The sequence below is a fragment of the Phytopseudomonas seleniipraecipitans genome (genome assembly GCF_900102335.1).
Lineage (GTDB): Bacteria > Pseudomonadota > Gammaproteobacteria > Pseudomonadales > Pseudomonadaceae > Aquipseudomonas > Aquipseudomonas seleniipraecipitans.
The window spans coordinates 370,499-382,631 of record NZ_FNBM01000003.1 but is presented as its reverse complement, the minus strand read 5'-3'; the positions used below and the strand labels follow the sequence as shown (position 1 = coordinate 382,631).

Sequence of the window (12,133 nt, the reverse complement as noted above, 5' to 3'; positions counted from 1 at the left end):
ACCCAAGGGTCGGCGTTTTTTTGCCCGTGATTCGCCACGCGCTCGAACATATGCATCGGCGGCAGGGCGCACATATGAAAACGCCGGCACAGGGGCCGGCGTTTTCAATCAGCCATTACTCAGCTGTCGCGGTTGCGCGTCAACAGTGCCGGCTTCTCGCCACGCGGACGACTGCTCGGCAACTGATCAAGCTGCTCGGGAGTCGGCAGGCGATCACTGCGTGAAGGCTTGTGCACGATGACCGGCTGCTTGTCGCGCGAAGCGCGTACGGCAGGTTCCTGGCGTGGCAGCTCATCGCGGTTGAGCGATGTGCTGGAGTCGCGTTGCTGGCCGCGGCCACGGTTGCTCGAACCGCTACGGCCCTTGCCGGCACCTTGTCCCTGGCCTTGACCCGGACGTTTGCCAGCACCTGCACCGCCACCACCGCTGCGTGGGCCTTTGCCCTGACCGCGAGGAGGTTGGCCAACGCCATTGCTGGCGCTTGGGCCGCTAGCGGCGGCGCCCGGGCGACGGCCGCGACCCTGACCATTGTTCTGGTTCGGGCTCACGTAGTCGGCACGGTTGCCGAAGTTGTCGATTTCGTCATCGCGGAACTCATCCGGCGCGCGATCCGGAGGCAACGCAGGCACTGCTGGCGCGCTGGCGCGTGCCGTGCCACGTGGCTGCTGCTCGCGGGCAGGGCGGGCTTTGCCCTGGGTCCTGGCTTTGCCGGCGTCCTTGCCCTTGTCCTTGCGACCGCCGCCTTCCGGCTTGGCGCCGCGCGGAGGGCGAGGCTTCTGCGGCTCGCGCACTTCGGGGCGCTCGGCCTCGACCTTGCTGGCATCGAAGCCGAGCAGATCGCCGTCAGGGATCCTCTGCTTGGTCATCCGCTCGATGCCCTTGAGCAGCTTCTCTTCGTCCGGCGCGACCAGGGAAATCGCCTCGCCGCTACGACCGGCACGGCCAGTACGGCCGATGCGGTGCACGTAATCTTCCTCGACGTTGGGCAGCTCGAAGTTGACCACGTGCGGCAACTGGTCGATGTCCAGGCCACGGGCGGCGATGTCGGTAGCCACCAGAATGCGCACCTTGCTCGCCTTGAAGTCGGCCAGTGCCTTGGTGCGGGCGTTCTGGCTCTTGTTGCCGTGAATCGCCACGGCGGGCAGGCCGTGCTTGTCGAGGTACTCGGCCAGGCGGTTGGCGCCGTGCTTGGTACGGGTGAATACCAGCACCTGTTCCCAGGCGCCCGCGGTGATCAGGTGAGCGAGCAGGGCGCGCTTGTGGCTGGCCTGCAGGCGGAATACGCGCTGTTCGATACGCTCGACCGTGGTGTTCGGCGGCGTGACTTCGATGCGCTCCGGATCATGCAGGAGCTTGCCGGCGAGATCGGTGATGTCCTTGGAGAAGGTCGCCGAGAACAGCAGGTTCTGACGCTTGGTCGGCAGCTTGGCGAGGACTTTCTTCACGTCGTGAATGAAGCCCATGTCGAGCATGCGGTCGGCCTCGTCGAGCACGAGGATTTCCACGTGCGACAAGTCGATGGCGCGCTGGTTGACCAGATCGAGCAGGCGGCCGGGGCAGGCGACCAGTACGTCGACGCCCTTCGCCAGGGCCTGAACCTGCGGGTTCATACCAACGCCGCCGAAGATGCAGGCGCTGACGAATTTCAAGTCGCGGGCATACAGCTTGAAGCTGTCATGCACCTGGGCGGCCAATTCGCGAGTGGGGGTGAGCACCAGCACGCGGGGCTGTTTCGGGCCGTGGCGCTGCTCACGATCCGGGTGACCGTTGGGGAACAGTCGCTCGAGGATCGGCAGTGCAAAACCGCCTGTCTTACCTGTACCCGTCTGGGCCGCTACCATCAGGTCGCGACCTTGCAACGCGGCGGGGATGGCCCGCTGTTGCACCGGAGTGGGCTGGGTGTAGCCGGCGGCTTCGACCGCACGGACTAAAGCCTCGGAGAGACCGAGGGAGGCAAAGGACATGTGCAATCCTGTCTGGTGAGGGCGTGGCCCTATAGGTGTAGTGCCTGGCTTGAATCGCACGTGGGGCGCGCAATCCCGTCCGGTACTGCTGGCCTCTGGGGGTCAGCATCCGGGCGCAAGCCTGGCGGGAAGGCCCGAGTGTAACAGGATTGCGGACGATCGGCACAACTTGCCGCCGACCGGCCTGTGCACGCTACAGGCGTTGTGGCCCGCGTCACGATGATCAATCGCCCGCGGCATCGGCATCCTCGCGCTTGGCGAGCTTGTGCTGGTCTTCGCTGTTGCCAAGCTTCCAGTAGCTGGAAATGTACAGGCTGCGGCGGTCGACCTGACGCTCCTCTCTGAAATGCTTGCGCAGCGCGCGCATGCTGCTGAACTCGCAGGCCGCCCAGATGCTCGGCTGACCTGGCAACCACTCAAGCTGGCGCACCTGATTGACCAGCAGCTGGCTGTCTTCGCCAGGGTGCGGGTTGACCAACCAATGCAGGCGGATTCCGTCCGGGTGGCGCAGCGACTGGATGTCACGCTCGTCGATGATTTCGATCACGGCGTGACCGCGGGCATCAGCCGGCAGTTGTTCGAGGTTGACGCTGATGGCCGGCAGCGCGGTCATGTCACCGACGATCAGAAACCAGTCGGCCGCGTTATCTACCAGCTTCTTGGGGCCCGGGCCGCCTACGACAATGCTGTCGCCGGGTTTGGCAGCCTTGGCCCACTGGGACGCCGGGCCGGCATCCTCGTGCAGCACGAAGTCGACGTCGAGTTGGTCGGGCCGCTGATGGCGCACGGTGTAGGTGCGCATTAGTGTCGTGTCGCTGCCCGGGGCGGTGAAGACCAGTTTGATGTAGGCGCTTTCCTGGTCGGCAGGGAAACTGTCGATCTCGGCACCGCCGAGGGTAATGCGCAGCATGTGCGGGGTGATCGGCGTGGATGAAATGACCTGCAGGTTGCGCGGGGCAGGGCGTGCCATTGAACTCTCCTGTTGCGACGGCAGTAAGGCGTCGTTGATGTGAGAATTATTATCACTTAGTGCTGGCGTCTGCCAGTGTGAGCCGCCGGCGGGCTTGCACTCTCCGTGTTCCGGCAGGCTTAAGGCGGCGCTAAGACCTGGTGCTGGTGCTGGTGCTGGTGCGTAGGCGCGGTGGCGCGGTGGCGCGCCCGACCTGGGTATCGCTACGCTCAACCCAGGCGAAGGCTAAGTGGTGACATCAGCTGACGACCCGGTAGCACGGCACGTAGGCGCTGCCGCCGGGGAGCTTCATGCGGTGCTGTTCGACGAAGGCCTGCAGCAGGCGATCGAGCGGTTGCATGATGGTCTTTTCGCCACGCAGCTCGTAGGGGCCATGCTCCTCGATCAGCTGAATGCCGTGGGCCTTGACGTTGCCCGCGACGATGCCGGAAAAGGCGCGACGCAGGTTGGCGGCGAGCTCATGCACGGGCTGATTGCGGGTCAGGTTGAGGCTGGCCATGGCCTCGTGGGTCGGTTCGAACGGGCGCTGAAAGCTTTCGTCGATCTTCAGCAGCCAGTTGAAGTGGAAGGCATCGGTGCGCTCGCGGCGGAACTGCTTGACCGCCTTGATGCCGGCCGCCATGTGGCGGGCCACTTCGGCCGGATCGTTGGGGATCAGCACATAGCGGTTCTGCGCCTCGGTACCCAGCGTGGCGCCAATGAAATCGTGCAGCTGTTGCAGGTACGGCTCTGCGCTCTTCGGCCCGGTGAGCACGAGCGGGAACGGCAGCTCGGCGTTGTCCGGGTGCATCAGAATGCCGAGCAGGTAGAGAAATTCTTCGGCGGTACCGGCACCGCCCGGGAAGATGATGATGCCGTGACCGATGCGCACAAAGGCTTCCAGGCGCTTTTCAATGTCCGGCAGGATCACCAGCTCGTTGACGATCGGGTTCGGCGCTTCGGCGGCGATGATGCCCGGCTCGGTCAGGCCGAGATAGCGCGCGCCAACGATGCGTTGTTTGGCGTGGGAGATGGTCGCGCCCTTCATCGGGCCCTTCATCACGCCTGGGCCACAGCCGGTGCACACGTCCAGGGCGCGCAGACCCAGCTCGTGGCCGACCTTCTTGGTGTATTTGTACTCTTCGGTGCTGATCGAGTGCCCGCCCCAGCACACCACCATCCGCGGTTCGGCGCCGGCACGCAGGGTGCGGGCATTGCGTAGCAGGTGGAACACGTAGTCGGTCAGGCCGCTGGAGCTGTCCACGTCGACGCGTTTGTTTTCCAGCTCGCTTTGTGTGTAGACAATGTCGCGCAGCGCGCTGAACAGCATCTCGCGGGTGCTGGCGATCATCTCGCCATCGACGAAGGCGTCGGCTGGCGCGTTGATCAGCTCCAGGCGGATGCCGCGGTCCTGCTGGTGAATCTTCACTTCGAAGTCCGGGTAGGCCTCGAGAATGGTCTTGGCGTTATCACTGTGCGAGCCGGTATTGAGAATCGCCAGGGCGCATTGGCGGAACAGCGCGTAGACGCTGCCGGAACCGGTTTCACGCAGTTGCTGGACCTCACGTTGGGAGAGGGTTTCCAGGCTGCCTTTGGGTGAGACAGAGGCGTTGATTTTCTGGCGAGTGAGCATGCAGGCATCCCGTGTTTTAACGCGACAACTCGAGCCGATCCTGGCTGATCGCGCGGTGAAGAATTCAGTCCCGGTCGTCGTGACCCATGTTGGGGCGTCCGGGCAATAGCGCTGTACTGTCGACCAGCGCAGGGCTCTGGGTCAACGGATACTGAGGTAGGAAACAACAGGGCCGCGAAAGTTCTGGCTTTCGCGGCCCTGTTGTTTGTTTCGTTGGCTACGCCCCGTCGCAACATGGTGCGCGGTGAGCGGGCGCTGGCCATTCAGCCTTGCAGGTTTTTCCACACCGCCAGGCTGGGGGCTGCCTGATTGAGGGTGTAGAAGTGCAGGCCGGGCGCGCCACCTTCGACCAGGCGCTCACACAGACCGGTGATCATCTCTTCACCGAAGCGCTGGATGCTCTGGGTATCGTCACCATAGGCTTCCAGCTGCTTGCGCACCCAGCGCGGCAGCTCGGCACCACAGGCATCGGAGAAACGCGCCAGCTTGCTGTAGTTGGTGATCGGCATGATGCCCGGGATCACCGGGATATCGACCCCCAGCTTGCGTATGCGCTCGACGAAGTAGAAATAGCAGTCGGCATTGAAGAAGTACTGGGTAATCGCGCTGTCGGCGCCGGCTTTGGCCTTGCGCACGAAATTGGCGATATCGTCTTCGAAGTTGCGTGCCTGCGGATGCATTTCCGGGTAGGCGGCCACCTCGATATGGAAATGATCACCGGTTTCCCGACGGATCAGCTCGACCAGGTCATTGGCGTGGCGCAGCTCGCCGCTGGACATGCCCATGCCCGATGGCAGGTCCCCGCGCAGGGCAACGATGCGGGTAATGCCGTTGCTCTTGTACAGATTGAGCAGCTCGATCAGCTCGGCTTTGCTGTCGCCGACGCAGGACAGGTGCGGTGCGGTCGGCACCTTCACTTCGCCATCGAGCTGCAGCACGGTATTCAGGGTGCGGTCACGGGTGGAGCCACCGGCGCCGTACGTGCAGGAGAAAAAGTCCGGGTTGTAGCCGGCCAGCTCGCGTGCGGTATTCAGCAGTTTTTCGTGTCCGGCATCGGTCTTCGTCGGGAAGAACTCGAAGCTGACAGTGGGGCGTTTCTGAGACATGGCAATTCCTTCAGGCTGTGGATCGCAGGCCCATGGCCCACGATCCACACCGCCCATCAGTAGCGGTAGCTGTCCGGCTTGAACGGGCCTTCGACCGGAACGCCGATGTAATCAGCCTGCGGTTTGGTCAGTTGAGTGACCACGCCGCCAAAGCCTTTCACCATTTCCAGGGCGACTTCTTCGTCCAGTTTCTTCGGCAGCACTTCGACTGTCAGGCGCTCGGCCTTCTTCTCGGCGGAGAGGGTGGCGAACTTCTGCTCGAACAGGAAGATCTGCGCCAGCACCTGGTTGGCGAAGGAGCCATCCATGATGCGGCTCGGGTGACCGGTGGCGTTGCCCAGGTTCACCAGACGGCCTTCGGCCAGCAGGATCAGGTAGTCGTCGTTGCGCGGGTCGAACTGGCCAGCGCCGGTGCGATGGATCTTGTGCACCTGCGGTTTGACCTCTTCCCATGCCCAGTTCTTGCGCATGAAGGCAGTGTCGATCTCGTTGTCGAAGTGACCGATGTTGCAGACCACGGCGCGGGCTTTCAGCGCCTTGAGCATGCCGGCGTCACAGACGTCGGCGTTGCCGGTGGTGGTGACGATCAGGTCGATCTTGCCTAGCAGGGCCTTGTCGATGCAGGCGTCGGTGCCGTCATTGCGGCCGTCGATGTACGGCGAAACCAGCTCGTAGCCGTCCATGCAGGCCTGCATGGCGCAGATCGGATCGATCTCGGAAACCTTGACGATCATGCCTTCCTGGCGCAGCGAAGCCGCCGAGCCCTTGCCCACGTCGCCGTAGCCGATGACCAGCGCCTGCTTGCCCGACAGCAGGTGGTCGGTGCCACGCTTGATGGCGTCGTTGAGGCTGTGACGGCAGCCGTACTTGTTGTCGTTCTTGCTCTTGGTGACCGCGTCGTTGACGTTGATCGCCGGGACTTTCAGGGTGCCGGCCTTGAGCATGTCGAGCAGACGGTGTACGCCAGTGGTGGTTTCTTCGGTCACACCGTGGACGTTTTCCAGCACCTGCGGGTACTTGTCATGCAGGATCTGCGTCAGGTCGCCGCCGTCGTCGAGCACCATGTTGGCGTCCCACGGCTGGCCGTCCTTGAGGATGGTCTGCTCGATGCACCACTCGTATTCGGCTTCGGTCTCGCCCTTCCAGGCGAACACCGGAATACCGGCGGCGGCGATGGCGGCAGCGGCCTGATCCTGGGTGGAGAAGATGTTGCACGACGACCAGCGCACTTCAGCGCCCAGCGCGGTCAGCGTCTCGATCAGCACGCCGGTCTGGATGGTCATGTGGATGCAGCCGAGGATTTTCGCGCCTTGCAGCGGCTGGCTGGCCGCGTATTTGCGACGCAGGCCCATCAGTGCAGGCATCTCGGATTCGGCGATGATCAGCTCTTTGCGGCCCCAATCGGCCAGGGAAATATCGGCAACTTTAAAGTCGTTAAAAGCAGCGCTCATGCAAAAGCTCTCCAATCGTTGATCTGGGATCAGATAGGTAAAACCGCGATGCCGGGCCGGGAGGCCATGGCTTGCCACGTTTTCACGCAGTCCGATTGGGCGCCGTTGATGCGTTTGGGTAACGCCCTATCCGAGCCTGACAAGCCTTGGCTTGCTGCAGCGCCCCTCGGACAGGTGGCGGGAACGCCCGGGCGCAGCCGGGCGTATAACCCGGCGATTATAGCCGTGCCGACGCGCGAGCCCAAGGTTTTCCGTCGTCATCTGCCGGTGGTAAACAGGCTGCGGGCCGGCTTGATACCGAGTGTTAATCGGCGCGATTGAAAACCCGGCCGCGACAGCGCCAGCAGGCCTTTGCGATCATGGTTGGGCGACGATAGCGATTGGATAAGGAGCGCGCATGAACTTCCACACCCGCAAGTGGGTAAAACCCGAAGACCTCAACCCCAACGGCACCCTGTTTGGCGGCAGCCTGTTGAAATGGATCGATGAGGAAGCGGCAATTTACGCGATCATCCAGCTCGGCAGTCAGCGAGTGGTCACCAAGCTGATCTCCGAGATCAACTTCGTCAGCTCGGCGCGGCAGAGCGACATCATCGAGTTGGGCATCACCGCCAGCGAGTTCGGCCGCACCTCGGTCACTCTGCGTTGTGAGGTGCGCAACAAAATCACCCGCAAGAGCATCCTCACCATCGACAAGATGGTCTTCGTCAATCTCGACGAGAACGGCCAGCCAGCGCCGCATGGCAAAACCGAAATCAGCTATATCAAAGACCAGTTCAAGGACTGAGCCGGATGCTGCCTGCGGGCCAGCCAAGCTGGTTTCCGTCAAAAGCCCTCCACGCCGGCCTGGCGCAAGCGGACAGCCAGGTCAACGACCTCCGGGTGTTGGAAAAACGCCTGCAACTGGGTCGCGCGGGTCGGGCCGATACCGGGCAGTGTCTGCCATTCGGCCAGGCTGCGCTGTTGCAACTGCGCCCAATCAGTGGCCGCCAGCGTTTGCGGATTGACGGGTGTGCCCAGTGCGCGCAGCCAATCGTTGAACGGGCGCTGCCGCGCTTCGGCAAAGCGGCGGCCAAGACTCGCCGCACTCAGCTCGGCGATGCCTGGTACCGCAAGCAGTTGCTCGTCGCTGAGTTCCAGCCAGTCGAGCAGGCTGTCGAGCTGACCGGCTTGCAGCAGCTTGTGCCACGTGCCGGCACCGATGCCGTGCAGGTTCAAGGCTTGTTTGCTGCTGAGCCACGTAAGCCTCGCGTGGAACTGGCTGGCGCATCGGTCGCTGGTCCGCCAGCAGCTCAGTGCGTGGAAGTCGTCGCGCTGAGGAATGTCGAGGTTTGCGCGGGTTGCGGTCTGCAGCACTACTTTATCCAGTTGCGGGATGGTCAGCCCGGCCAGGCGGATGGCGACCTGATCGCCCGGCCGGATGTCCAGTTGCTGCCAGCGCTCCAGTGAGCCAACGCTGACGGAGCGAATGATTCTGTCGTCGAGCTTCACCGGCTGCAGGCGCAGCGTCGGGGTGATACGCCCGCTGCGGCCGATGCGAAACTCCACGGCATCGACCAACGCCAGGGCCTCGCTGGGCGGGTACTTCCAGGCCGCTGCCCAGTGTGGCGGTTCGGCCTGCCAGCGCTCGCCAGACGGGCGCTGACCTTGGCGCAAGACCACACCGTCGGTGGCGAACGGCAGCGGGGTGCGGTACCAGTGTTCGCGCCACTGTCGCGCGTCGTCAATGGAGCTGACGACCTGGCTGTAATCGCGGCTGTCGGCAAAACCCAGTTGGGCCAGGCGGTCGAGGCGCTGCGCCATCGCCTGCGGCCCGTTGGGCCAGTCCCACACGAAGAGACCGATGCCATCCGCCTGGTCGCTGTCCAGATCATCACGCGCCATCAGGCCGGCAACCGTACTGCGCGCCGAAGCGCCGCCGTGCTCGGCCTGACTGTGGGCAGGCCGGCGCAGATACAGCTCGCCTTGCAGAACGATCTCGGCGTTGTTGTCGAGGTGCTGGGGAATGGCGGTGATCCGTCTGGCGCGCGATGTCCAGTCCTGGCCTGTGGCGCCATCGCCGCGGCTGACTACCTGCTGCAGTTGGCCGGCGCTGTAGAGCAGCGTGACCGCAACCCCGTCCACTTTGGGCTGCACCCACAGGTCTTCGCGCGAGGCCATCCAGCGCTTCACCGCAGGTTCATCAGCCAGCTTGCGCAGGCCAGTCTGAGCAATGGGGTGCTGAACCGGGCCGGCCGAGCTACCCAGCGGATTGGTGGCGGATGCGCCATCAAGGCAATGTTGCCAGTGCTCCAGGCGAGCCCGGGCCTGATCATAGAGCTCATCGCTAACCAGCGAGCGGCCCTGACGATGATAGGCGTCGTCCCATTGAGCGATTTGAGTGGTGAGTTCGCCGAGTTGCCGGCTCTGTGCAGCTGTCGGCTCCGGACATGCATCAGCGTGGGCGAATGCACTCAGCAGGGTGGGAAGGGCGGCGACGATCCAGTGGTTCATGGCAGAGCATCCTTGCTCGAGTGACGACTCTTGCAGGCTAGCCACAGACCGGGCGCGCCGCAAACCTGAAGTCCCTGCCGGAAATGAAAAAGCCTCCGCAGACGCTATGTCTACGGAGGCTTTGATCTCAGCTGTCGATGTGAGCCACCGGGAGCAGGCTCCCGGCAGAGCCCGTCTAGGCTCAGAGGCCGGCAGCGGCGCGCAGGTCGGCGGCCTTGTCGGTCTTCTCCCAGGTGAAGCTGGTGAAGGTATCATCACCGACGGTCAGCTGCTGCGGCTCGCGGCCGAAGTGGCCGTAGGCGGCGGTCGGCTGATACATCGGGTGCAGCAGGTCGAGCATCTTGGTGATGGCGTACGGACGCAGGTCAAACACCTCGCGCACCAGCTTGATGATGGTCTCGTCGGCTACCTTGTTAGTGCCGAAGGTGTTGATCGAGATGGAGGTCGGCTGGGCCACGCCGATGGCGTAGGACACCTGGATCTCACAGCGCTCGGCCAGGCCGGCGGCGACGATGTTCTTGGCCACATAACGGCCGGCGTAGGCTGCCGAGCGGTCGACCTTGGACGGGTCCTTGCCGGAGAACGCGCCGCCACCATGGCGAGCCATGCCGCCGTAGCTGTCGACGATGATCTTGCGGCCAGTCAGGCCGCAGTCGCCCACCGGGCCGCCGATCACGAAGTTGCCGGTCGGGTTGATGTGGTACTGGGTGTCCTTGTGCAGCAGTTCGGCAGGCAGGCTGTGCTTGATCACCAGCTCCATCACCGCTTCACGCAGGTCGCTCAGGCTGACATCGGGATTGTGCTGAGTAGACAGCACCACGGCGTCGATGCCGACCACTTTACCGTTCTCGTAGCGACAGGTGACCTGGCTCTTGGCATCCGGGCGCAGCCACGGCAGCAGGCCGGACTTGCGCGCCTCGGCCTGGCGCTCGACCAGCGCGTGGGAGAAGCGGATCGGTGCAGGCATCAGCACGTCGGTTTCATTGCTGGCGTAGCCGAACATCAGACCCTGATCACCCGCGCCCTGGTCTTCCGGCTTGGCGCGGTCGACGCCCTGGTTGATGTCCGGGGACTGCTTGCCAATGATGTTCATCACGCCGCAGGTGGCGCCGTCGAAGCCGACGTCCGAGCTGGTGTAGCCGATGTTGCAGATCACGTCGCGAACGATCTGCTCCAGGTCGACCCAGGCACTGGTGGTGACTTCGCCGGCGATGATCGCCACGCCGGTCTTGACCAGCGTCTCGACAGCTACGCGGGCGTGCTTGTCTTCGCTGATGATGGCGTCGAGGACCGCATCGGAAATCTGGTCGGCGATCTTGTCCGGGTGGCCTTCGGACACGGACTCGGAGGTAAACAGGGAGTATTCGCTCATCGATTGATTGTCCTGGCGAGTGAGGGCCTGTCGGCCACATGCGTGAGTGGAGGCGTGCACTGGAAGTGGCGCACTTGAATCTGAAATCCATTGCGCAGGCCGACGTACAGGCTTTCGCCCGCAGTCAGACCGGCGGCGATGGCCCAGTGGGCCAAGTCGTCCTGTTCGAAGCCTAGCCACAGATCGCCGCAGGTATCGCGTGCCCAGCTCTGGTCGTGGCTGCACAGTTCTGTGATCAACAGGCTACCGCCGTCGTTCACACGGCTTGCCAGTGTCTGCAGGGCCTGGGCGGGCGCGGCGAAATGGTGCAGCACCATGTTCAGTACCACGCAGTCGGCGCTGGGGTAATCGTCGAGCAAGGCGTCGGCGAGCTGCAGGTGAACGTTACCCAGGCCATCCTGCTCACAGCGCAGGCGCGCCAGTTCGAGCATGGCCGGGCTGTTGTCGAGTGCGGTGACCTGGCCAAAGCGGCGCGCCAGTTCGGGCAGGAAGCCGCCGTCGCCGGGGCCGATTTCCAGCGCGCTGGCGCTGCTGGCGAAATCCAGCGAGTCGAGTAGTGCCAGCACACTGTCGCGGTACTGCGGCAGGCCGGCGATCAGGTCCTGCTGAGCCTGAAAGCGTTCGGCGCTGCGGGCAAAGAAGTCGCGGCTGGCGTTGGCGCGTTGCAGATGTACCTGGTCGATGCGTGCGCGTACGTCGCCAGGCAAGGTCAGTCGTTCGACTTCCTGGAGCAGCGCACCATGCAGGGTGCCGCCAAGGACATCGGCGTGAGCCAGGGCGCGGCGGTAGAAAATCGCATTGCCTTCCCGGCGCGTCGCCACCAGGCCGGCCTGGGCCAGCACCTTGAGGTGATGACTGATGCCGGATTGGCCGATGGCGAAGATCTGCGCCAGCTCCAGCACGCCAAACGAGTCGTTGGTCAGTGCGCGCAGAATATTCAGACGCAACGGATCGCCCGCGGCCTTGCACAGGGCGGAGAGGGCATCAGCAGGCTCGAAATCGAGCGGGGAGGCACGCAGATTCATAGGTTGCGCAGTCTAGACGGTCATTTTTCGTGCAGCAAGACCAATATCAAAAAGTTTTGATATTGCATCTGGCGATTGCTCTCAAGCGACCGAGGCCGGGCCTCATTGACGAGCAAGAACGGTTTTATCCAGTAAATCCG

At 63.6% G+C, this 12,133-nt stretch carries 9 protein-coding genes and 1 riboswitch; of the genes, 1 reads left to right on the top strand and 8 read right to left on the bottom strand.

All coding sequences use genetic code 11. From position 1 onward, the window contains the following. Positions 1-119: 119 nt before the first annotated feature. From BLS60_RS09390 to ahcY, 5 genes are all read right to left on the bottom strand, one after another. Positions 120-1,964, bottom strand: coding sequence for an RNA helicase RhlE2 (locus tag BLS60_RS09390; RefSeq protein WP_092367224.1), 1,845 nt, complete (start codon positions 1,962-1,964; stop codon positions 120-122). 223 nt (positions 1,965-2,187) lie between these two features. Continuing rightward, entirely contained in the window at positions 2,188-2,934 is a 747-nt protein-coding gene (locus tag BLS60_RS09385; protein WP_092367221.1) for a siderophore-interacting protein, read from the bottom strand. Positions 2,935-3,172: 238 nt separating this feature from the next. Continuing rightward, positions 3,173-4,546 carry a nucleotide 5'-monophosphate nucleosidase PpnN gene (ppnN, locus tag BLS60_RS09380; RefSeq protein ID WP_092367218.1) on the bottom strand — a complete coding sequence of 458 codons (1,374 nt, stop codon included), beginning with the start codon at positions 4,544-4,546 and terminating at the stop codon, positions 3,173-3,175. 263 nt (positions 4,547-4,809) lie between these two features. After that, positions 4,810-5,652, bottom strand: coding sequence for a methylenetetrahydrofolate reductase [NAD(P)H] (gene metF, locus BLS60_RS09375; RefSeq protein ID WP_070880324.1), 843 nt, complete (start codon positions 5,650-5,652; stop codon positions 4,810-4,812). A 56-nt stretch (positions 5,653-5,708) separates the two neighbouring features. After that, the gene (gene ahcY / locus BLS60_RS09370) at positions 5,709-7,103 is read right to left on the bottom strand and encodes an adenosylhomocysteinase (RefSeq protein WP_092367215.1); all 1,395 of its coding nucleotides are present in this window, start codon (positions 7,101-7,103) and stop codon (positions 5,709-5,711) included. 90 nt (positions 7,104-7,193) lie between these two features. After that, positions 7,194-7,277, bottom strand: a riboswitch (S-adenosyl-L-homocysteine riboswitch). A 223-nt stretch (positions 7,278-7,500) separates the two neighbouring features. Here ahcY and BLS60_RS09365 point away from each other — a divergent pair. Beyond that, positions 7,501-7,890: an acyl-CoA thioesterase gene (locus tag BLS60_RS09365; protein WP_070880322.1), complete on the top strand. Its 390-nt coding sequence runs from the start codon at positions 7,501-7,503 to the stop codon at positions 7,888-7,890. 38 nt (positions 7,891-7,928) lie between these two features. Here the strand turns inward: BLS60_RS09365 and ligB are convergent, their stop codons facing one another. The 3 genes from ligB to BLS60_RS09350 form a co-directional block, all read right to left on the bottom strand. Next, the gene (ligB, locus tag BLS60_RS09360; protein WP_092367212.1) at positions 7,929-9,596 is read right to left on the bottom strand and encodes an NAD-dependent DNA ligase LigB; all 1,668 of its coding nucleotides are present in this window, start codon (positions 9,594-9,596) and stop codon (positions 7,929-7,931) included. 181 nt (positions 9,597-9,777) lie between these two features. Further along, positions 9,778-10,968 carry a methionine adenosyltransferase gene (gene metK / locus BLS60_RS09355; RefSeq protein ID WP_092367209.1) on the bottom strand — a complete coding sequence of 397 codons (1,191 nt, stop codon included), beginning with the start codon at positions 10,966-10,968 and terminating at the stop codon, positions 9,778-9,780. Further along, entirely contained in the window at positions 10,965-11,993 is a 1,029-nt protein-coding gene (locus BLS60_RS09350; protein ID WP_092367206.1) for an ArsR/SmtB family transcription factor, read from the bottom strand. Before BLS60_RS09350 ends, metK begins: the two co-directional genes overlap by 4 nt. Between the last annotated feature and the right edge of the window lie 140 nt (positions 11,994-12,133).